This is a genomic window from Neorhizobium sp. JUb45 (assembly GCF_004343585.1).
GTDB lineage: Bacteria > Pseudomonadota > Alphaproteobacteria > Rhizobiales > Rhizobiaceae > Neorhizobium.
In genome coordinates this window covers 1252254-1270963 of record NZ_SLYW01000001.1, presented here as the reverse complement: position 1 = coordinate 1270963, position 18710 = coordinate 1252254, and the positions used below count along the sequence as shown (strand labels likewise).

The 18710-nt window shown below is 58.6% G+C and carries 27 protein-coding genes; 6 read left to right on the top strand and 21 right to left on the bottom strand.

Translation table 11 applies throughout. The features are described 5' to 3' along the window. The first annotated feature begins 91 nt into the window (after positions 1-91). The gene (locus EDF70_RS06270; protein ID WP_132272430.1) at positions 92-340 is read left to right on the top strand and encodes a hypothetical protein; all 249 of its coding nucleotides are present in this window, start codon (positions 92-94) and stop codon (positions 338-340) included. Here EDF70_RS06270 and EDF70_RS06265 read toward each other — a convergent pair. From EDF70_RS06265 to EDF70_RS06245, 4 genes are all read right to left on the bottom strand, one after another. Beyond that, positions 337-1599 carry an oxidoreductase gene (locus EDF70_RS06265; protein WP_132272429.1) on the bottom strand — a complete coding sequence of 421 codons (1263 nt, stop codon included), beginning with the start codon at positions 1597-1599 and terminating at the stop codon, positions 337-339. The two genes, EDF70_RS06270 and EDF70_RS06265, sit on opposite strands and share 4 nt — an antisense overlap. Beyond that, the gene (locus EDF70_RS06260; RefSeq protein ID WP_132272428.1) at positions 1596-1820 is read right to left on the bottom strand and encodes a hypothetical protein; all 225 of its coding nucleotides are present in this window, start codon (positions 1818-1820) and stop codon (positions 1596-1598) included. The genes EDF70_RS06265 and EDF70_RS06260 overlap by 4 nt, the downstream gene beginning before the upstream one ends. Continuing rightward, positions 1817-2128: a hypothetical protein gene (locus EDF70_RS06255; RefSeq protein WP_132272427.1), complete on the bottom strand. Its 312-nt coding sequence runs from the start codon at positions 2126-2128 to the stop codon at positions 1817-1819. The genes EDF70_RS06260 and EDF70_RS06255 overlap by 4 nt, the downstream gene beginning before the upstream one ends. A 263-nt stretch (positions 2129-2391) precedes the next feature. After that, positions 2392-3048 (bottom strand): serine protease, encoded by a 657-nt coding sequence (locus tag EDF70_RS06245; protein ID WP_132272425.1) that lies wholly within the window; start codon positions 3046-3048, stop codon positions 2392-2394. A 101-nt stretch (positions 3049-3149) separates the two neighbouring features. Here EDF70_RS06245 and EDF70_RS06240 point away from each other — a divergent pair, with 101 nt between their 5' ends. From EDF70_RS06240 to EDF70_RS06220, 4 genes are all read left to right on the top strand, one after another. Next, positions 3150-3521, top strand: a complete 372-nt coding sequence (locus tag EDF70_RS06240; RefSeq protein WP_132272424.1) for a hypothetical protein — start codon at positions 3150-3152, stop codon at positions 3519-3521. 157 nt (positions 3522-3678) lie between these two features. Then, entirely contained in the window at positions 3679-4410 is a 732-nt protein-coding gene (locus EDF70_RS06235) for an ImuA family protein (protein WP_132272423.1), read from the top strand. Continuing rightward, the gene (locus EDF70_RS06230) at positions 4407-4646 is read left to right on the top strand and encodes a hypothetical protein (RefSeq protein ID WP_245519052.1); all 240 of its coding nucleotides are present in this window, start codon (positions 4407-4409) and stop codon (positions 4644-4646) included. Before EDF70_RS06235 ends, EDF70_RS06230 begins: the two co-directional genes overlap by 4 nt. Positions 4647-4941: 295 nt before the next feature. Continuing rightward, entirely contained in the window at positions 4942-5313 is a 372-nt protein-coding gene (locus tag EDF70_RS06220; RefSeq protein WP_132272420.1) for a phospholipid-binding protein, read from the top strand. A gap of 56 nt (positions 5314-5369) precedes the next feature. Here EDF70_RS06220 and EDF70_RS06215 read toward each other — a convergent pair whose 3' ends face one another. The 8 genes from EDF70_RS06215 to EDF70_RS06175 form a co-directional block, all read right to left on the bottom strand. Continuing rightward, on the bottom strand, positions 5370-5708 hold the full coding sequence (locus EDF70_RS06215; protein ID WP_132272419.1) for an oxidoreductase: 339 nt from the start codon (positions 5706-5708) through the stop codon (positions 5370-5372). 119 nt (positions 5709-5827) lie between these two features. Next, positions 5828-6031 (bottom strand): hypothetical protein, encoded by a 204-nt coding sequence (locus EDF70_RS06210; RefSeq protein ID WP_132272418.1) that lies wholly within the window; start codon positions 6029-6031, stop codon positions 5828-5830. Between the two features lie 630 nt (positions 6032-6661). Further along, positions 6662-7996, bottom strand: coding sequence for an SGNH/GDSL hydrolase family protein (locus tag EDF70_RS06205; protein ID WP_165931942.1), 1335 nt, complete (start codon positions 7994-7996; stop codon positions 6662-6664). Beyond that, positions 7981-8298, bottom strand: a complete 318-nt coding sequence (locus tag EDF70_RS06200; RefSeq protein WP_132272416.1) for a hypothetical protein — start codon at positions 8296-8298, stop codon at positions 7981-7983. The genes EDF70_RS06205 and EDF70_RS06200 overlap by 16 nt, the downstream gene beginning before the upstream one ends. A gap of 12 nt (positions 8299-8310) precedes the next feature. Then, positions 8311-8652, bottom strand: coding sequence for a hypothetical protein (locus EDF70_RS06195; RefSeq protein ID WP_132272415.1), 342 nt, complete (start codon positions 8650-8652; stop codon positions 8311-8313). 216 nt (positions 8653-8868) lie between these two features. Beyond that, positions 8869-9267 carry a hypothetical protein gene (locus EDF70_RS06185; RefSeq protein WP_132272413.1) on the bottom strand — a complete coding sequence of 133 codons (399 nt, stop codon included), beginning with the start codon at positions 9265-9267 and terminating at the stop codon, positions 8869-8871. Next, the gene (locus EDF70_RS06180; RefSeq protein ID WP_132272412.1) at positions 9264-9839 is read right to left on the bottom strand and encodes a lysozyme; all 576 of its coding nucleotides are present in this window, start codon (positions 9837-9839) and stop codon (positions 9264-9266) included. The genes EDF70_RS06185 and EDF70_RS06180 overlap by 4 nt, the downstream gene beginning before the upstream one ends. Further along, the gene (locus EDF70_RS06175) at positions 9826-10038 is read right to left on the bottom strand and encodes a hypothetical protein (protein WP_132272411.1); all 213 of its coding nucleotides are present in this window, start codon (positions 10036-10038) and stop codon (positions 9826-9828) included. The genes EDF70_RS06180 and EDF70_RS06175 overlap by 14 nt, the downstream gene beginning before the upstream one ends. 86 nt (positions 10039-10124) lie before the next feature. On the opposite strand from EDF70_RS06175, the gene EDF70_RS29915 reads away from it, so the two are divergent. After that, on the top strand, positions 10125-10268 hold the full coding sequence (locus EDF70_RS29915) for a hypothetical protein (RefSeq protein WP_165931941.1): 144 nt from the start codon (positions 10125-10127) through the stop codon (positions 10266-10268). Here the strand turns inward: EDF70_RS29915 and EDF70_RS06170 are convergent. From EDF70_RS06170 to EDF70_RS06130, 9 genes are all read right to left on the bottom strand, one after another. After that, positions 10265-11422: a contractile injection system protein, VgrG/Pvc8 family gene (locus EDF70_RS06170; RefSeq protein WP_132272410.1), complete on the bottom strand. Its 1158-nt coding sequence runs from the start codon at positions 11420-11422 to the stop codon at positions 10265-10267. The genes EDF70_RS29915 and EDF70_RS06170 overlap by 4 nt on opposite strands. Before the next feature lie 2 nt (positions 11423-11424). Beyond that, positions 11425-11637, bottom strand: a complete 213-nt coding sequence (locus EDF70_RS06165; RefSeq protein WP_132272409.1) for a tail protein X — start codon at positions 11635-11637, stop codon at positions 11425-11427. 3 nt (positions 11638-11640) lie between these two features. Then, positions 11641-12111: a phage tail protein gene (locus tag EDF70_RS06160; protein ID WP_132272408.1), complete on the bottom strand. Its 471-nt coding sequence runs from the start codon at positions 12109-12111 to the stop codon at positions 11641-11643. 12 nt (positions 12112-12123) lie between these two features. After that, a complete protein-coding gene (locus EDF70_RS06155) occupies positions 12124-14292 on the bottom strand; it encodes a phage tail tape measure protein (RefSeq protein WP_132272407.1) in 2169 nt (722 codons plus the stop codon). Positions 14293-14416: 124 nt separating this feature from the next. Further along, positions 14417-14674, bottom strand: a complete 258-nt coding sequence (locus EDF70_RS06150) for a phage tail assembly protein (protein ID WP_132272406.1) — start codon at positions 14672-14674, stop codon at positions 14417-14419. A gap of 80 nt (positions 14675-14754) precedes the next feature. Then, on the bottom strand, positions 14755-15264 hold the full coding sequence (locus tag EDF70_RS06145) for a phage major tail tube protein (protein ID WP_132272405.1): 510 nt from the start codon (positions 15262-15264) through the stop codon (positions 14755-14757). 12 nt (positions 15265-15276) lie between these two features. Then, entirely contained in the window at positions 15277-16737 is a 1461-nt protein-coding gene (locus tag EDF70_RS06140; RefSeq protein WP_132272404.1) for a phage tail sheath C-terminal domain-containing protein, read from the bottom strand. Positions 16738-16782: 45 nt separating this feature from the next. After that, positions 16783-17310, bottom strand: a complete 528-nt coding sequence (locus tag EDF70_RS06135) for a DUF4376 domain-containing protein (protein ID WP_132272403.1) — start codon at positions 17308-17310, stop codon at positions 16783-16785. A gap of 1 nt (position 17311) precedes the next feature. Further along, positions 17312-18709, bottom strand: coding sequence for a hypothetical protein (locus EDF70_RS06130; protein ID WP_132272402.1), 1398 nt, complete (start codon positions 18707-18709; stop codon positions 17312-17314). Position 18710: the final 1 nt, after the last annotated feature.

Sequence of the window (18710 nt, the reverse complement as noted above, 5' to 3'; positions counted from 1 at the left end):
CCGCCGGTTGGTGGCCGGCGGCGTGGTAAAGCTATTGCCTGCTACCTAGATGCGATATAAAATCTCATTTAGGTTTTGGTGAGTGGCGGCAATGAAAATTGTAAAGTCGAGTTTCAAAGGGCCGTACGCGGAGATCCTGGTTCAGACCGGGCTGCACGGCAGTTCAGAGCTAGTCTCATTCGGGCCTTTCGGGCCAATGCTGCACGAGGTCCTCAAAGACCCAATTGTCGCCAATGTCGATCTGGCCATCGAAGAGATTTCAAAGCAGTGCGGAGCCGCGGACGTTGAAGTAAGGGCGGCAATCCTCCACCACCTGACGGCCAACGACAATCCGCTTTAGGCCACCCTCTTCTGCTCCGCCGGCACGTTGTCGTTGGCAGCCGTCATCTTGGCAGCGCCCATCACGCGGGCCGCCGAGAGCGTGACGCGACCGTCCTCGCCAAAATCCTTGTGATACGTGATGACCTTCGCCGACCGGCCTGAGAGCCAGTTCGAGCCGTAGGCATCCGGCGCCGCGAGCGTTTCGTGTTGCTCCACCTTCATTAGATCAGTGGTGCGAAGCTCGTCGGAATGCTTGTGTCCGGTGTGCGCGTAGCTGAACTGGGTCCGGCCATAGATCTTCCGGAACTTGCCGACGAGAATGGAATCGACGTTCTTGGTGCCGCGACGGTGCCCGTGATGGTAGAACAGCGAAACGTCGCCATGCTCGATGACCGAGTACGTGCCGGGATTGGTATCGACCTTCACGCGTGGCTCTTGGTCATAGAACGCCGCTAGCATTTCGCGCAGCCAGACCTCGCCCGCCGGGTCGTGGTTGGCATCGCACATGACGACATCCAGATACTTGTGCTTCCGGAGCAGCATGGCGATTACCGCTCTCACAATACGGATCGCCGCACGCACCATCTTCGGATAGCGGCTGTCGCTGTCGAGCTGGTGCTGATGTTCAGGGGTGACGCTCTTGAACGAATCATAGTGCAGGAAATCACCAAGCTGAGCGAAGACTGCGCGCTCAGCCGGCGGAGACTGCGCTATTGCAGCGGCAAACCAATCTATGACGAGCTGCTCGCCGATACGGAGGTCATAGTCACCAGCGCCAGTCTCCTCATTCCAGGCAAGCGCACCGAGGTGATGGTCTGTGATAGTGTACTGATTGAGAAGGTCGGCAATGGTGTGCTCCGGCACTGCGGTAGGCGCCGCACGCGGAATCTCGTCTTTGAACGCCTCAACGGCCGCAGCTAAAGCCGACGCCTGATCCTGACCGTCATTGCGCGTCTTCACCCATTGCTGAATGGTCCGGCCTTCAGCATCGACGAGCGCCGAAACGCCTTTGACCGTGTGTCCTGCCGGAACTTCGAACTCTTCGCCCTTCTCTGGCTTCTGTTGTATGAAGTCACCATTCGGCGTGTTGGTGATCTGGCTGATCCGGAATCCCGGCAACACTGGTTTCGTGCCGAGCATTCCAACCTCGGCGGCGCGTTTGATACTGTCATGCAGTGCCGACTTCTTGATGCCGAGCGCGGCGGCGGCCTTAACGAGCGTTCCGTGCTCGCGATAGGCATCCGCTCTGCGCTGCAGTTCTTCTGGGCTGGTCTTCAAGTGGTGGTCTCCTGATGTCGGTAGGCAAGCATTGCGTCGGCAAGAGCATATGACCAACGTGCGAAATGCTCTGGGCGGTTGTCCTCAGTGTCGTTTCGGCTGAAAGCCACCAAGCCCATCAGGGCCTGCCCGGCGAATTCGTCTCGCAAGCTCTTGTGGTCGGCGCGTGGGTTTTTCGCCTCGCTGGGGAGCTGAATCGTTGGTTTAGGCAACGGTTTCATGCAACCTCCTGCTGGCCAGCATACTCGCGAAACTCGGCGACAGCCTTCTTCGTGGCCAGCTGGGCGGATGAGACGTATTCCCACGCCTCTCCGTTGTGGCCATCCTCGAACAGGTCTGATGCCGCCTGCATGTTGTCGAGCGATAAGGTCAGCGCCTCTCCCAGCGTATTGATCAGCTCCTCACGGGAAGCCAGCTGCTCGGCAATCACTGGACCGAGCACGAGCTCGTTCATTTTACGCGCCAATTCCGGATTGGCCTCGAGCATCTGCATTGCGGCGCCGATATCGACGACGATTGGGTCGGACATGGAAGTCTCCTCTTTGTGATGGTGTGGTGGTTATCGCGGAAGTGGTCCGCGCTCAGATGGGTAGGTGGTGCTCCCGAATATCCAAAGGCCGGCAAACCACCTGAGTTTGAACGACACCCCGTACCAGCGAGCCAGCGCATGATCGGTGTAGTTGTTGAGTGCTTCGCCACCTGCGTTTTTGGATAGCAAACTGCCTGTGTAAGCTCGAAGTTTGGTGGGCAATTCCGGCTCGCCAGCATGAAGGCGAACCCCGAAAAGCGCCCTCAAGACACCCGCCCCAACAGCGCGCAAACATCGGACGACGGCACGACGAAGCCAAATCGCACGCCGATCGGGATCAGCCCTGTAGCGTCAGACAGCAGACCGACGGTGATGCCGACGACATCGCCAGATGACGAGAATACCGGGCCACCGCTCATACCCTTCACGGTCGTGATGTCTGTGACGTAGACCGACTTCCAAGGACCCTGCTTCCGAGGGTCGCCGGCAATCTTGCCGTAGGCCGAGACAAAATCGACGACCAGAGGATTGCCCATGGCCTCGATGACCGCCCCGACATCCATACGACCGCAGTCCAGGTGAGCGGCAGGCAACGTCGCGGGCGACGTGCGCAGCAGCGCAATGTCGTATTCATCGTTGATCCACAGGACGTCGGCTTGGCGTGACTGACCGTCCTTCGTCACCAATTGCACCGACTTCACGTCGCGGGCGACGTGCGCAGCAGTCAGAACAAATCCTGTGCCGATGTGCACACCCGAACCGTGGCCGGTCTTTGTGACGACTTTGACCGTCGCGGCGGCTGTAACCGGCGCGGCAGTGAACTTTTCGGTGTAGGCCGCTACTGTAGGGGCGGCAAAGTAGGCGATACCGCTGAGTAATACAGCGACGGATGCGAACGCAATGCGTCTGAATCTGGTCATGACGGCCTCCTCTGTGTGGTGAATTTGGCTGGTGAGGCCATGAACTACCACTACAATAGATTTACAAATTTGTCAAGATTTGTGATACTGAGGGGAACTGCTTGCGGTTGAGTTCGTTGGGCGGCATGGATAAACCCCGCGCGAATTCTTCCGACCGCTTCATCGAATGTGAGGAGGCGATCGAAGGGCAGTTGCAGGAGCTTATTGCCGACGCGATGAAAGCCGGCTGGACAGAGGCCGAAACCCTGGCAGCTGTTGTCGAGGTCGCAGAAAATTTGGCACTCGGCATGGGCACAGACGAGGAACTCAGGCAAATCTTAGAGACGGTGAATCGCCTGAAGCAAAAGTTAAATAATCTCGGAACGTATTTCGGTGATCACGGTTTTGAAATCGCGCCGGTTGATCTTGACGATGCGTCAGCTGGCCGCGCCATTGCCCCGCGTACCGACATGCGCGGGGCTTTGTGCGTTTAAAGCCAGCCTTGGCAAAAATGGTTTATCCACTGCGTAACCACAGCCCATTCTGAACATATAAATTAGCAGTTTCAGTTGGCTACGCGGTCACCGCGAACAGGCCGTTGACTCCACTATCAATGAGAACATAATAGGAACAAAAGCCTATTGTGAGATCATGAGAATTAATCGCACCGTCATCGCAGATCTACAGGAGCGCATCGACCAGATCGCCGGCGGAGCTGTGCGTCAGCGCCAAACGGTCCCTTTCGGAGTGCCCGAAATTGATAGCCGGTTGCCTGGCGGCGGATTGGCGCTCGGAGCGACGCACGAGATTGCGGGCGGCGGAACCGATGTAGTGTGCGGGGCAGTGTCGGCGCTGTTTACGGCAGGGATAGCAGCGCGGATACCCGGCCCGGTGATATGGTGTCTAACTCGCACCGATCTTTTCGCGCCATCCTTGGTGCAGGTCGGCCTCAGCATGGACCGCGTGATTTTCGTCGAATCCAAAGATGAAGAAGGCGTGATTGAATGCGCCGAGGAAGGCCTGCGGTATCGCGGCGTAGCAGTTGTTGTCGCTGAACTGGTGCGCCTGCCGATGGTCGCCAGCCGACGCTTCCAACTCGCCGCAGAGCAGTCTGGAGCAACCGGGCTTATCATTCGTCGGTGGCGGCGCCAGCAAGAAGCCACAGACTTCGGAAGCCCGACCGCCTCGATGACGAGATGGCGGGTGTCACCCCTTCCTTCTGAACCCCTACCCGTTCCCGGCATTGGTCGGCCCCGCTGGTTTCTAGAGCTCATGCGTGTTCGCGCAGCTGAGAGTTTTGACGTTGAGGTAAACGCGTGCAACGCAACAGGCCACATGACATCTATCGAAGAACAAGAAGACCCATGGAGGGTGGCGCTGTGAGCCTTCCCAAACTGCGCGACTTCCGCGGCGACAAGATCGAAATGGTTTGCCACCGGTGCGACCGCCACGGCGTCTATGATCGAAAACAGCTGGTTAAGAAGCTTGGTGCCGAGACGGAGTTCGTCGAGCTTCGCCGAATAATGGCTATCGGCTGCGACCGTCGCGGAACCGATCAATGCGAAGCTCGCTTCCCTTGTCTACTGAAAGCCAACATACTCATCGAGGCAAAAAAATGAGCGACGAAAGCCGTACAGCCCAATTGGACGGGGCCGGACCGTATATTCACTTCTGCATCGTGGAAGGCTGCGGCAAGTGGGGAGGCTGGGGCTTTCGCCATGGGCACGATGAACCAAAATGGTGGTGCTATGAGCACTATCCTTACAAACGCGGTACCGTGCGGAACGAGGCAGCAGAGCTTGCGGATAGCATCGGCCTACCTTGACACACCTTTATTGGGTGAAACGAGAAAACACACTTGTGAGTTGGAATGCACTCCATAAAGTGGCGCTGCCAACAACATACGAGATCCACATGAGAATCGCCCTTACCGTATTGTTTTCATTGTCACTCACCACCGTGGCCCTTGCCGATATGAAGGCCTCCGTTGAATGGGGTCCGACAAAAAAATGCTTCGACTCCAAATCCCCTCCAATCTCTCTGTCAGGCGTTCCGGCTGGGACAGTGAAGCTCGACATCAAAATGGTTGATATGGACGCGATGAGTTACAACCACGGCGGTGGCAAGGTTGATTACAAAGGCCAGCAATCGCTTCCGTACGGCGCGTTTCGTTATAGCGGCCCCTGCCCGCCAATGCGTCACACTTACCGCTTTACGGTCAAAGCTCTTGATGCAGTCGGCAAGACGTTAGCAACAGCGAAGGCGTCGAAAGATTTTCCGCAGTAAAAACGAAAAAACGCCCCCTGCCGGCGGGCAGGAGGCGCTTCCTTACTTACGGGGTGTCAGCACGATGTGCCGGCAGCGCCTGCTCCTGGATTTGTGGAGCCGGAAGAAGTCGTGCCGGACTGGGCTGCGCCCTGAGTCCCGCCGGGAGCGCCGCAGTTCGACTGCGAGCTACCCGGCGCGTCGCTAGCCTTGCCGCCTGATGCGCCGGTCGACGCCCCGCCGTTGTTACCGCCACCAGTGCCAGTCGAGCCGGAGTTTGAACCGCTCGCGCCGCTAGAGCTACCGGAACCTGCACCATTGTCGCCACCTGTGCCGGAAGAGCCGCCAGATGCCTGAGCCATTGCGGACGTTGCAAGGCCGAGAGAGAGAGCGGCGACTGTGAGAATCTTGATCATTGGGTGTTCCTCTTGTTTTTTGTTGATGCGAATGTCCAACAAGACGAAACTTGATTAGTTCCAATCGATATAGCTGGAGGATTGAAAGCCGGGTGTGCCTGATCGCTTCGCGTAGCAGCTTAGCCATCCACCAGTGACAGCAGCCACTCGAATAGTTGAATGAAGTCTCGGCCTGTTCGCTGCAGGTCGTCAAACATCAACGTCAGTTCGCGGTGGACCAATATGCCGACGATGACGAGTATCAGCACCGCAACCCAAGGCCAGATTGGTGGTTTACGTTTCGTCGTAGGCTTTGAAACTTCGACTGGATTGTTATCGTTCAAGTCTGCCCCCGCTGTTTTCCCACAGATTAACCGGCCCTTGCTATCCCGACAGACCTGAACGCGAAAAAATCCCGCCACATGGTGGTGGCAGCTGGCACATGCTGGATATGCTTTCGCGCTAACCTTACCGCTTAACGATATAGCGGCCTTAGAGTTGAATTCAGACTGCGAAAGCACAATGCTGCGTGTATTGCTGGAGGCTGACATGAAGCGAAAGCGCGTGAATTCGGTAAGGTCGGAGCGCATAAGCTCCAGATCTCGAAAAAAGCTGGAACCGCTTGCAAGCAAGGCTCAAAGCCTACGCCTTGCCGAGTCCGCTCTACGGTTACTCAAGCGGGCGAAGGCCGTCACTTGGATGGATAGCGACAGCGAAAATTACTGCTGAGAGTCACCGAATGGCTCGCATGCCAAAAAAAGCCCGCCACCTGGTCAAGGCGGCGGGCACAGACTGGATATGCGTGAAGTCTAAAGTAAGCATGCAAAATTAGGGTTGTCCACTCAATATTTCGGACCAGGTGGCGGCGCGCATCAACTGAAATAAAAAAAACGCCCTCCACCGATAGGCAGAGGGCGTTCAAACTTGGTCCGCTGTCTAGCAGCATACACCGGGAGATTCCGCGAGGGAATCCCTTACTTCAACATAGCCTCAACAGCATCTCGCACTGCAGTCGCAACGCGGTATGCGCCATATTCATGGCCGACGATCGGCGTGAAATGCGTGCCGTCGGTGCCGATGTAGACGTCGCTGTTGCCGCTGGCATTGGTCGCGCCTTGGTAGCCCGTCCCAAAAAGGAAGGGCTGCGCGGCCGTACTGTTCGGCGCAAACCTGCAGAGCGGATCTGCCAAGGCAGTGACCGCAGAACTGATAGCGTTCTCGACACCAACAACTGCCGCGCTAGGCCCCGTCCTGCCTCCCCATGGGCCGACCACGACGATCGGCACGTTCGGCGCACCCTCGCGGATCAGTCGCAGAGCTGCAAGAGCTTCTGCCTGAACAGTGGCTGGCGCTTGCGCGGCATCGTTATAGCCGTGAGCGACAAGTATGAGGTCCCAAGGCCCCTGCTGCGAGATGGATCGGGGGATCTGCGCGAGCAGCTTCGACCGACCAGAACCTGTAGCGATGTATCCAGTACCGAACTGCGACAACTGGCGAACATCTCGCATGCCCAGCAGTTCACCAGCGAGCGTGGTGAAAGCGGCGTTCGGAGTATCCCAATTGGTTTGAGTCCCGCCGCCCATGCCGTAGCTGTCAGTGTAGCAACCAAGGCGTAGCACTCCGGACTGATCCGGCTTCCAGAATGCCGACAGCGCAGATAATCGAACCGCCGAGAGCATGGTGGGAGAACTAGCGGCTTCCGACATGTTCGACATGAGAATGCGGATTCGGCGGGGCCGTTTGCTCGTGAACGTCAACTTGAAAAAGTTGTAGCTGTTGCTCGCCGTAACGCCGACATGGCCGGCCTTGCTGACATATTGTCCGTCGACCTGGAACATGACCTTCCGATCGGTTCGGCAATAGATCGAGAATTCAACGGTGTCCGCGTCGGTCATAATTTCGGCCGCGTGATTATACATCGACAGGTCGGCGCTCACATTGGCATTAGCAAGCGAAGCAAGGTTGCCGTTGGCCGGCAAGTTACTAACCACCGGCATGCCCACGAAGGTGTTCGCGATAACGGCAGGAACGCCGCCATACCAAGCCACCTTTGCTGCTGCCGCGGTCAGAGCGTTAGCCGTAGCGAGCGGGATAGATGCGGCAAGGGCGGCGTCGGTCGTCGCTGATACAGCAACCGTTGGCGGGGTCGCCATCTCCGGCAACTGGTAAGGGTTGTTGTCTTCTGCCTTGCGGAACGCGCGGAGCAGCTTGTTGACTGCCTCCGCGCCGCTCATCCTGACGTTGCGATCAGTCAGTGCTCTGGGACCACCGCCCAGCCCTCGTAAGCCACTCATCAGGCGGACGTCCAAGCAAGGCGGTCACCAACATCGACGTAAACGTCGTAGTCAACACCAGCAGGAACGATGAACCGCTTGCCGCCGACCGGGTCCGGTTGAGGTCCGACCGACACCCACACCTCCGCAGAGGAGCGAATGCGGAAGATAGGCTGCCCGGCAGCGCCGTGAAGGCCGGGAGCGGAGTTAGTGGTCATGGAACCGGAGGATATCGATTCAGACCAATTGACCTTGCCGATGATCGGCTGTGTGGGGGCGCGCTGGAATGCCAGAGAACCGGCATATGCGCACACTACGTGAACGCCTGAAAAAGCCATGCTTCAGCTTCCTTAAGTACGAGTAGTGGATCGACGAGGCTGGCCTTCGACCACCCGGTCGATGCGAAGCGTCATGCCGTCGACGGCGCTCTTGACGCCGCTGATGGCTTCCATGAGCTGCTCGGTGGTTTCGCGCATGCCAGCCTTGGTAATGTATGTCTCGGCGACGTGCAGGCGATGTGCGGCCAGTTCGTCGCGAGCAAGGTTAGCAAGTGCCTGCGCAGCAGTAGCGGTACCGACGGCCGAATCTTTGGCCTCTTTCACCCTGCCTTCGATGCGCCACCAGATGCCCCAAAGGGCACCGGACACCATTACAAAAAAGCCGACTACGGCCATGATTTCAGAGCCGGTCACTGGCTACCTCTCAATGCGTTATCGCGGTCTATGATGAAATTGCGGAGCGCCGTGTGGCGCCGGTAGCAGGCCAATAGTGCAGCCCGGTCCGAGATCCACAGATCCTCGACTTGCGCCTGACTGAGTGCGCCTTTGCCGACATCGACAGGCAGGCCGCAGACCTTCAGTAAGCTGCTGTCTGGTCGCGCGATCACCGGTGGCGCCGGTGGCACGATGCTAGCGGACTTGGTTGATACGCTGCACGCTGCCAGCCCCAAGGCTAGGGCGGCCAGCATCAGGATCTTGCTGAGCTTCACTGGCCAGCCTCCTACTTAGTTCGAGGTTCTCGGCTTCCTGAGCCTCAAGGGTGGCGATGGCTTCGGCCTCGCGCTGCTTCGCGGCATTGTTGGCGATGGCCTGCCTGCGTTGTTCGTTCAGGCTCGCCTCGGCTCGCTGGAGCGCGTCGGCAGCAATCTGTGCCTCGTACTTGGCCGAGGCAGTCTGATAACCGTCGTCGTAGATTCTGCCGTGAACCCACCACGCGCCTGCCATGAGCGATAGGCCGACGAGCAATACCGCGCCGACCTTCACAAGCCAGGCATCGACGCCCAGCAGCTTCGCAAACGCTAAGATCATCTCGACAGACCAGAGACGCACAGCTCAGCTTCGCCGATCCGCTGCGCATCACCCATTTCGCGGCGCTTGACGAGACCATTGACGACACGACCGCCGGCCTTGTTCCACGCCGTTTGCGCTTCGCATGCGGCTTGATACTGGCCAGCCCTCGCAAGGCGGGCAGCAGATGAACCACACATTCCGCCGACGCCGAAGTTGTAGGCGCCGGAGATCATGGACGCCTGCACGCTCACCGGCATCTTGGTGAATCCTGCGATGCACTTTGTCAGCGGCTGGTAATAGTCGTCGGTGACGCGGGTGATGAGCATGATTTCGCATTGCGCCACCGTCTTTGTCTGGCCTAGTTTCACGCCCTTGGTCTCGCCGTAGCAGATCGTTGGGACCTTCACGATATCAAGGTAGGCACGCGTGTGCAGGCCTTCCCACGGCTTGATGAGGTGGTCGACCGCGAGGGTGACAGGCGCTGGCGTGCCGCTGGGCAGCAGGGAGGCGGTACCCACCATGACCGCAGCCATGACAGCGGCAACAGCGCTTTTTGCCCGCTTGGAGGGCAGGATTTTATTGATCGGCATTCGCCGGCTCCTTTTCGGGCTGGGAAAGAATGCGCGCGCCCCAAGCTGCTGCGAGCAGCGCGATGGTGAGCCACCATGGCAGCCAGTCAGACACGAAGGGCACGACGTTCAGGATGATGTCGGCGGCTGCTGCGATCTCAATAAGCCGCAACGACCAAGCGCGACCGATCACGGCGCGCCAGTCTGGAAGGAGTTTCATGATACCCCTTTGATTTTAGGGAGAGCCGGCCTATCTTGGCGGTCGGCAGATTGTTTTGCGTCCTGCCGAAGAGTCAGGAGGACGCTATGAATGAAGATCTCGCCGCGCTATCGATCATCGAAATCGCCCAGCAATTGGCCGCACTTGCCGCTACGCTACGCGAGCTGGCGGAAACGCCGGTGTTTGACGAGCCTGCGAACGATGATGTCGGACATGAGATGGCGAGTTAGTTCTCGTCCGTTCGACCGTAACGTCGCTGCCCTGTCCATTCCGATGGAGTAGCCGGCGTTCCTGCTGGCGCATTTGGTGCGACCTTGTCTTCCGACTTGCTGGTCTCCGACGTGCTATCCGGATCGTTGTCGTTAGCGGCCGATTTCTTGCTCCCGCCAGACTTGCCATCGTACAGCTTCGCACTGATGGCCGTGCGATAACCTTCAGTTTTTCGATAGGTGTGTGTCGCCGTGTCGATAACATAAGGCACGCCATCAAGGCCCGGCCTCACATCCCCAAAGAGTAGCGGAGCTCCTGCGATGATGGCCGTGTCACCGACCACGGTGACTGATGCAGCCCCCTCGCCTCGCTTGAGCGCTTTCGCCTTCGACTGGGCGGCTTTGTCTGCTTCCTTGACGCTGGCGAACGGCTCTGGAATGCGGAAGACGCTATCGCCATCTGCATCACCGTCGGCCTCGATCTCGACACGCTGCGCCTTATCGTTGTCCTGATAGTAGGCGACGACCTTCGAATACTTCGTGCGATCGTTGGCCTCGAAACTACAAGTCCCTTGGATAATCTTCGAAGGCGAAACGACGACCGAGCCGATAAACTGGCCGGATGCTGAGTTGCCGGAGCCTCTAGCGGAGAACAGCAAGCGGCCGTCCTTAACCTTGCATAGGGCGTTGTGACGGTCGGATAGGCGACGCAGAAAGTGAATGTTGGATTCGTCCTGCTGAGCGACCCAGTCGTATTCGTGCTCGCCGATATCAGGGTCCACATAGGCGCCCAGTCCGGCCTCCCCCGCCAATTCTTTGACGAGATCCTTGACTTTCACCTTGTCCCAATGGCGTTCCTGCCGTTCTTTGAATTTGCCGCTACGCATGTCCCTCGCCTTCCCAGAAACGGAAAGCGAATAAGGAAGACACTTGGCCGAGACTTTATCGACAGTGTACTGACCGAGACTCCGAAGCTTGCCATATCCAAGGCGCACGTCGATAATCGCCCCTTTGCGAGGGATCGCAAGAAAAGAAGGCGGCCCGTCGTTCAGCTCGATGTCGATCGTATCGGAGGAGAGACCCTCCTTGTCAGTGACAGTGATCGAAACGAGACGTTCGTAAAAAGCGCCGGCAACTGGGTTGCCATCAATTTTCACCTCAATGAGCGGATGCATAGTTAATCCCACAAACTGACGAGTTTTGGCGCCGTCTCGCGCAAGGGGGCAGCAGGCATCACGACCTTTGTGCCTAGCGGCAGGACGATGCCCAACGACGCGATGTCCGGATTGGCTGCGAGCACCATCTCGGTGACTTCGGCCGTGCGGCCATAGTGAAGGAGGCAGACCAAATCGACGGTCTGTCCCTGTTTCGTGGTTACGATCGTGCTCATCATTTATCCAAACAGGTTCACAATGGGGGCGACGATCGAGCCGATGGCACCGGACAGCACGAAGCCGGCCGGGTCTCCATCGGCATACCGTTTCAACGAGATGGTGTAGGCATTGCGCCGAGCGGTGCCCCTGCTGTTGTGCGAGGAGCGGTCCTCATCCACCGACTGGATGGTGAACGTGCCGTGGATCAGCCCTTCGTCAGCGTCACCGGAAACCAGCATCAGTGGTGTGCCGGCCATTGCGGCCGACACGATACCAGACAAGGAGCTCTGACCGCCGAATTCCGCAGGAAACAACACGCCCTTGATCGTGATCTCTTCCGAGGTCGGTCCAGTCCACTGCTGCTGGTTCAGTGACTGCGCCACTTGGACGTCGGCCCATGGTGTCTGAACTTTGCGCGAGACGCCGTCGTATCCGAAGCCAATAGCCTCGAAAGCGAATGGCCCTAGAGCCATCGCTACCGGTCCTGCCATGCAGACCTCCTTTTAGTCGGTGTCAGCGCTTTCAACGGCAGCCCTTACGGACTCGCCCAGCTGAGATGCGGCAGAGCTTGCCGCTGCTTGCGGATCCGCGACGCCTGTGATGCTGATTGGCGCGTGGACGGTGACGTTCGGCGGCTGAGGATTGGTGACGCGAACGTCCTGCGTGCCAGATGGCTGGATCATTGCCGCGATCGACGAGGAGTCGATGCGCGTGGTCCTGACGATGCCGAGATCGTCGGCCGTCTTGCCGGGCAGCTGGTCTGTGGTGCGACCGCCGGGACCGAAGGCGCGCGCGTTGTCCATTGCCTGCTGAGCGCCGACGCCGGGAAGCGTGGTCTGACCGAAGTTCCGCTGCCAGCCTTGAGTCAGGGCGGCCCTGTTGATGCCGGTGATCCGCTCAAGGTCTTCGCGGTGCTGCTTTTGCAGTCGCACCTGATCTTCGAAAGTATCGCCCGGCGTGAAGGACATTGCTTCCGACATAAGACCGGGAGCGCCAGCCACGACAGCACCCTTAACCCATGAACCCCATGCAGCCAGCGTAGCCATGACGCCAGTGTCTGGCTTGGGCACAGAAGTGCCTGCGGAACCGGCCTTCCCCCCGCCCTTACCGCCCGGCATAGTTCCGCCAGAAACAACATCAGCTATCGTACCGGCGGCTTTCAGCGCGCCGATGATCGCTGATGCCCCGCTGAGGAACATCATTGCAGCTGCAAGTTTGCGGACTGTGCCGGCTAGGGAGGCGATGCCTGCTCCCCACACCATGATCTGAAAACCATACGGCGCAAGATCAGCGAAGAACTGAGCGATCGGGTTTTCCTTGATCGCTGCACTAAGCTCGCGGATCGTGGCGCCCCACTCCTTCGCCTGCATGAACAGGCGGCCAAGTTGATCACCGGCAGTGCCGTCAACTTTGCCGAACAACAGGTCGCCGAGGTCGGCGATGACGTCCTTTACTCCGTTGTAGCCGAGGCCTTGCGCGAACCCCATGATGCTGGTTTCCATCTTGTCGAAGATGGAAACGCGGGAATCGAGCGTGTCAATCACCTCGCTGATGCCGGCGATGCCTTCCTTGATGGTAGGCAGCATTCGGTCGCCCATTTCCCAGAACCGATTGGAAATTTTGTTTCCAAGCAACTGGGCAGCATTCGCAGCTGTGCTCGAACGCTGAACGAATTCATTGAACGCCGAGCCGGTGTATTTCGCCTTGTCAGCGACGCTATCGAGCGCCTGATCCAGCAGACCGACGTTTCCGATCAAGGGCGCAAAGGCTTTGGCTTCATCACCGAAGAACTGCGACAGGATCGCAATGTGCTGATCTTTCGGTGCCTTGGCGATTGCCTTCAGGACCGTTTTCAGCGCTTTCGGCGCGTCCTTCTGCATCTGCTTGGCAATCTGCGGCAGGTCGAGGCCGAGCGCCTTGGCGGCGTCTCTCTGGTCCTTTTTCGCGAAATTTCCACGGGTCAGTGCCTTCACGACGTTTTGCATCGCGGTGCCGGCGACCTCGGAGGGCGCGCCAGCCGCGATCATAGCTGAGCCAATGCCGGCGATCTGTTCCGCAGTGAAACCACCCATTTTGCCGAGCGCCGAGACGCGCAGCATGAAGTCGGTGATGTCGCTGGCCTTGGAAGCCATGTTATTTGACAGGTGGTTGATCGCATCGGCAAGAGACCCGACGTCAGCCACCGACACGCCCAACTGGGTTTTGAGCTTAGCGAGGGTCTCGCCCGCTTGCCCGGCTCCGATATCGAAGGCAATCCCCACGCGGGCCGCCATCTCGGAAAATTCTTTTAGCTCGGTGGTTGCGATGCCAGATTCGCCGGCGGCTGCGAACAGCGCGGCGATATCGTTGGCGGTCATCGGGATTTCGGTCGACATCTGCCGAATGGTCCGGCGCATGTTGCCGAACTGTTCGTCGGATGCCTCGACAACCTTTCGGACGTCTGCGAATGCGGATTCGAAGGTGATTGCCGAGCCGATGGTGGCCTTCAGGCCTTCGGTGATTCCGACGTAGGCTCCGCCGAATGCAGCGAGTTGCCCAATGGCACCACGGAGCGGATTGGTAAACGCCATCGTCTGACGCTGCAGGCCACTCAGCGCGCCCGACACCTTGCGGATAGGCGCAGAGACCTGATCCAGCAGCGACAGGCGCAGCTGACTTTGAAGGACGGCCATCAGAGAGACCTCGTCGCTTTATGGATTTCTGTGGCCGTGTCGAAGTAGGCCAACGCCTTTTCAGGCGGCCACCGCTCGATCACTTCGAGCGGTGTGTGGAGCACACTGGCGACGAAGCCCGCGACTATTCGCCAGTCGTGGGCTCCGGCTCGTTTCCCAGATCAATCGCCTTCGAGAACTTGGCGAACTCCTTGGCCTTGATCTTCTTGAGCGCCGGGATCGGCACGCCTGACATGCTGGAAAGGACGGCGAGCATCTGGTGCGTTTCGCCCTTCACGAGATCCGCAGCGGCGAGATCGCCGACCGTCGGTTCATCGAAAGAGATTTCGGAATAGGTGACGCCGGAATGTTCGACGGGCGTGGAAAGCTTAATGGTGGTCATGAGGACTCCTCAGTGGTGTTGAAAAGCGAAAGGCCGCTGGTGAGGCGGCCCTTCTAGCTATGCTGGTGATGGTGGGTGGCTTAGAGCAGCAGCGAGTTGCGCTGGCCGCTGACCTGGCTGACGCCGCCGATCAGGACGTCAAAGTCGTCCATTTCGTAGATCGGCTCGCCGTCAATCTCGAGCTTGTAGTAGTTGACCGAGACCGTGTAGTCGTTCTCCGCCTGATCGCCGGTCTTCCACGAGCCGTGGTCGGCCTGCTTCAGGAAGCCACGGATCGTCATGACGGCCGAGTGGTCAGTGCCATCCTCGTCGACGAGTGCGCCGGTGATCATGAACGGGTATTCGGAGCCAGGCTTGAGACCGAAGAGCTTGAGAATCTGCGGATCGAGGCCGGGCATCTTGAAGCTGAATTCCAGCTTCTCGTAGCCCATATGCACCTCGCGCGGCTTGATCATGCCGGCATTGCGCATTTCCTCGACCTTGATCTGCGGGACCGGCGGCGTGATGTCGCCGATCTGACCAAGTTGGGAAACGCTGTCAGCCCACAGCATGCAGTCGCGCATCAGGAAGCGCGGAAGACTTGTCGCCATTTAGGAAACTCCTTACGCGGCCAGCGTGAGCGGGCCGTTGTCGATCGCGCCACGAACCTCATCCAGAAGGATCTGGTAGTAGAGGATGTTGCGATGCGTGGTGATTTTGATCTGCTCCATCAGGCCGACGGGCTCGAACTCAACATTCAGATAGACCTGGCCGTTGGCATTGACCGTGGGCTGGTTGATATCGGAGAGCCAGACCTTGCCGCCGAGGATGTCGTCGTTCTTCTTGAAGACGCGCAGTGCGGCATTGCCGTCCTCGATCATCATCTTCAGGTTGGCCTTCGTGAACTTCTTGTCGACCCACTTGAAGTAGATCTGCTCGAGGCTCTCGTTGATCATGTCGGCGGTGGCGCGGACGCTATCGAACTGCCAGAGGGCATCCGATGTCGCGAGGCGCGAGCCCCAAGTGCGTAGGCCATTCTCATTGATGACCGTCGCGACCTGCTTGTCGTTCAGGTAGTTGCTGTCGGTCGGATAAGCGATCGTGCGTGCGACGCCGTCCAGCGTGCGGATTTCCTTGTTCGATACCGAGCCGGAAACGCCCTCAGCCGAACCGACAACACGCGAACGAATGCCCGCGAAGACCGGCGCAATCGGCACGATAACAGGCACGCCATCGACGTTCTTGATGCCAGCCGGGTCAATGGGAAGGATACGACCGCTGTTAATGGTAGCGCGGAAGCGCACGGCATCGGCGTTGGTCGTGTTCGGGCCGGCGATGTAGGCACGAGCCTTAACCTGCTCCGTGATGGTCGCAAGTGCCGAAACGAAGGGGTTGCCGACGTCGCCGATGTTTGCGGTCGCGGTCGGGAGCACCTTGCCAGACTCAGAGCCGCCACCGGTGAAGGCAACAACGGGAGCCTGTGTCATGCCCTTGCCCGCGCTGGTAACCGTAACGGACACGACCTTGCCGGCATTTACGCCGGTACCGAGCACCGCAACAGCGGTCGGCAAAACCTTGCCGGCATCAGAACCGCCACCGGTGAAGGCAACCGTCGGCGCCTCGGTCAGCAGGCTGCCAGAGCCAGAAATGGCGACGGACAGAAGGCCGCCCTCGATCCACGTGCCTGTGTTGCCGGCGGTGACGATCACGCGCGGCTGATAGCCAAGAAGTGCCTTGGCGCGCAGTGCCGAGTAGAGGCCGGTGCGCTGGCCGGCGTCACCGATCAGGTTTGCCTGCAGAGTTGCGGCAGTTTCGCTGTGCTCAACACGGTTGACGATGACAATCGATCCGCCCTCACCAAAGATGGTGACCACGTCGTTGTAAAGCGTGCCCTGCGTGCCGAGCAGCGCGGCCTGCGACAGGTTCGTGATCAGCGTCGGCTTGTTCAGCGGGAATGTCGCAGCGTCAGCGCCCGGTGCGGTGCCATTGACGAACGAAATGCCGTAGTTGGTGACGCGCAGAAGCGACGGGCTGTCAGGGCTTTCGAGCACCTGCACGCCATGGAAATACGATAGGTCAGCCAATGCGGCCTCCTCTGATGTGGTGTCAGTTTTGCTGGTGGTGGCGGCTTAACCGCGGGTCTGGAAACTTTCGGGCGAAAGCTGCGCGGCGAAGGCCGCATCCACGTCTGCCGTGGTCGAGATCGAGCCGTCACCGATTGCGGCCAGCACATCGGCCTCGATAGAGAAGCAGTCATTGACGTGGTCAAGAACCGCGTCGCTGGCATGGATGATGGTCGCGGCATCAAGCGTGATGAAACTGCCGTCTGGGCATTTCCACTGCGCGGTAAAGGCAGTGTCTTTGTCCGCCTTCATGCGCGCGCCGGAGATCATGATTTTCGACCGGTCGTCGGTAGCGACATCCAGGCCACCGACGACAATGCCGCCGACCTCACGCTCCCAGCGCTTGGTTGCCGTATAGGCATTGAGATCGATTGCGGGCGGTGCGTATGGCGGGATGGTGTTCCCCTCCGCTTCCCACTCCGCGATCATCTGGCGATGTCGGTTGCCCATGTAGTCGGGGACAGTGCTCTCACTTGCGTCCCCATCAAAGATGGCGCGGATTGAACCGCTTTCGGTGTAGCCGATAACGTTCATGTCAAATCTCCGCGTCTGCGGCAAAACGGTCACCGTAAATAACTCCGCCGCCTGTTCCGCTATTTCCTGCAATGTACCGAATGCTAGTTTTTTGGGGTGCGTCCACACCGCCAGTGGTCATGCTTCCTGATGCCGTTCCCGAAGCGAAGACAACTATGGTCGGCTGCGCGCGCATTTCAGGGGAAAAGGGAACGACGATGGAATTACCATAACCGGCGATGGTCGGTCCGCTTAGGCCTATCGGCGGCGTGATCTGGTAGTATCGTTTGCACAGCTCCAATTCCTGTTGGATATGGCGCGGAGAGAATGGATCATCTTCCTTAGAAGCATCACCTTCGACAAGAGAGGCACGGGTTAGGTTCACATTGCCCGTTTGAGGCACAATCTTCCCGCCCGCCGCATCATAATTCGCGCCACTCGAAAAGATGAAACGGACAATCAAACAGCTTCCAGAGCCAATCGTTTTTCCAGCGACAGACGGGATGTCGAATAGCAACGAGTATTTCGTGTTGATTGCAGAAATCGCTTGCTGGCGAGCCCCGATATTTACAAGTGGGGAGCCGCCTGCGCCAAAAATCTGGATAAGCACGACGCCAATGAGGCTTACGTTCCCAGCCGCATTGAATGTCAGAGTGGCTCGTTTTCCTGCAAGCGTTCCAACATCTTCAATCGCCTGATCCACAAAAGTTACATGCGAGGCGTCAGCACTTTGCGTGAAATCAAAGCGGCCATAGGCTTCGGTGTCCTCGGGTATTGAAGGAATATCCTTCGGGTAAAGCATGCGCGACATGCCTATTGTAGCGCCATTTGATGCCGCCAGACGCCACCTATCAACTGCGTACCTAACCGCAGCCGCTTGAGCGAATGTTGTCCCTCGCTGTGCGATGTTGAAATTGCCGTTGATGAGCTTGTTTCGATGTCCAGCAAGAACGCCGCCGCCGATGTTGGCGATGGCTTGGCCCTTCTGCGCTACAGTCAGTCCAGTGAAGATGTTCTCAATGACCTGAGACTTCTGCGCTTCCGTCAATGCCTGAGCGGAATCAATACGCAGCAGGAAGGTGCCGAACACTGATGGAGCCGAAACAGGTTCAACCTTGCCGTCGGACTGCTTCACCAGAATGTAACCCGCCGGAGCACCCGCGATGTTGCGGGTGTCCGTGAGGTCAGCCAAGGCAAACGTCTTGCTGGCGGCCATCTTGTTATTAAGGGCCGTCACCAGACCGGTGATGTCCGACAACTCATGGGCATGAATGATCGGTGCCTTACCAGCCGCCAACGTCTGCAACGCCCCGATAGTGGTATCGAGGAGCTGCAGGTTGGAAAGAAGGCGATAGATCTCGGTATCGATGTTCGCGGTATCAACCGGAAGATCGAGCCCGACGTTAGGCGTCGTTGCCATT

Coding starts and splice junctions, on each gene's coding strand:
- EDF70_RS06130 (WP_132272402.1), bottom strand. CDS start 18,709: ATGGCAACGACGCCTAACGTCGGGCTCGATCTTCCGGTTGATACCGCG.
- EDF70_RS06255 (WP_132272427.1), bottom strand. CDS start 2,128: ATGTCCGACCCAATCGTCGTCGATATCGGCGCCGCAATGCAGATGCTC.
- EDF70_RS06160 (WP_132272408.1), bottom strand. CDS start 12,111: ATGGCAGGACCGGTAGCGATGGCTCTAGGGCCATTCGCTTTCGAGGCT.
- EDF70_RS06180 (WP_132272412.1), bottom strand. CDS start 9,839: ATGCCGATCAATAAAATCCTGCCCTCCAAGCGGGCAAAAAGCGCTGTT.
- EDF70_RS06245 (WP_132272425.1), bottom strand. CDS start 3,048: ATGACCAGATTCAGACGCATTGCGTTCGCATCCGTCGCTGTATTACTC.
- EDF70_RS06170 (WP_132272410.1), bottom strand. CDS start 11,422: ATGCATCCGCTCATTGAGGTGAAAATTGATGGCAACCCAGTTGCCGGC.
- EDF70_RS06145 (WP_132272405.1), bottom strand. CDS start 15,264: ATGGCGACAAGTCTTCCGCGCTTCCTGATGCGCGACTGCATGCTGTGG.
- EDF70_RS06215 (WP_132272419.1), bottom strand. CDS start 5,708: ATGATCAAGATTCTCACAGTCGCCGCTCTCTCTCTCGGCCTTGCAACG.
- EDF70_RS06200 (WP_132272416.1), bottom strand. CDS start 8,298: ATGGCTTTTTCAGGCGTTCACGTAGTGTGCGCATATGCCGGTTCTCTG.
- EDF70_RS06270 (WP_132272430.1), top strand. CDS start 92: ATGAAAATTGTAAAGTCGAGTTTCAAAGGGCCGTACGCGGAGATCCTG.
- EDF70_RS06155 (WP_132272407.1), bottom strand. CDS start 14,292: ATGGCCGTCCTTCAAAGTCAGCTGCGCCTGTCGCTGCTGGATCAGGTC.
- EDF70_RS06150 (WP_132272406.1), bottom strand. CDS start 14,674: ATGACCACCATTAAGCTTTCCACGCCCGTCGAACATTCCGGCGTCACC.
- EDF70_RS06220 (WP_132272420.1), top strand. CDS start 4,942: ATGAGAATCGCCCTTACCGTATTGTTTTCATTGTCACTCACCACCGTG.
- EDF70_RS06235 (WP_132272423.1), top strand. CDS start 3,679: ATGAGAATTAATCGCACCGTCATCGCAGATCTACAGGAGCGCATCGAC.
- EDF70_RS06175 (WP_132272411.1), bottom strand. CDS start 10,038: ATGAAACTCCTTCCAGACTGGCGCGCCGTGATCGGTCGCGCTTGGTCG.
- EDF70_RS06260 (WP_132272428.1), bottom strand. CDS start 1,820: ATGAAACCGTTGCCTAAACCAACGATTCAGCTCCCCAGCGAGGCGAAA.
- EDF70_RS06165 (WP_132272409.1), bottom strand. CDS start 11,637: ATGAGCACGATCGTAACCACGAAACAGGGACAGACCGTCGATTTGGTC.
- EDF70_RS06135 (WP_132272403.1), bottom strand. CDS start 17,310: ATGAACGTTATCGGCTACACCGAAAGCGGTTCAATCCGCGCCATCTTT.
- EDF70_RS06185 (WP_132272413.1), bottom strand. CDS start 9,267: ATGATCTTAGCGTTTGCGAAGCTGCTGGGCGTCGATGCCTGGCTTGTG.
- EDF70_RS29915 (WP_165931941.1), top strand. CDS start 10,125: ATGAATGAAGATCTCGCCGCGCTATCGATCATCGAAATCGCCCAGCAA.